Origin of the sequence: Pseudomonas sp. HMSC063H08, assembly GCF_001813645.1 — a bacterium.
GTDB classification, from domain to species: Bacteria; Pseudomonadota; Gammaproteobacteria; order Pseudomonadales; family Pseudomonadaceae; genus Pseudomonas; species Pseudomonas aeruginosa.
On record NZ_KV813584.1, the window covers coordinates 1 to 278 of the forward strand.

Here is a 278-nt window from a genome sequence, read left to right on the forward strand (position 1 = left end):
CACGGAGTCCCCATGAGTTTCAGAAAACACACTGCACAACAGCAGGCACACATCAACACCTTCCGGTTCATCACCGGCTTCCTGTGCATGGTCATCGTTGTGCTGGCCTACTGCGTCTGGGAAGCCCGCAAGGACCTCTGGATCCACATTCCGCCCGACTTGCGCTCAGGAAGCACCCGGTTGTGGTGGGACATTCCGCCAGAGAGTGTCTATGCATTCGGTCTCTACATCTTCCAGCAGGTGCAACGTTGGCCCAAGGACGGCGAGGTGGACTACAA

Annotated in this window: 1 protein-coding gene; it reads left to right on the plus strand. The window is 57.2% G+C overall.

The genetic code is table 11. The features are described from left to right. Positions 1-12: 12 nt before the first annotated feature. On the plus strand, positions 13-278 hold a 266-nt coding region (locus tag HMPREF2924_RS27100; RefSeq protein WP_141765559.1), incomplete at its 3' end, for a DUF2895 family protein.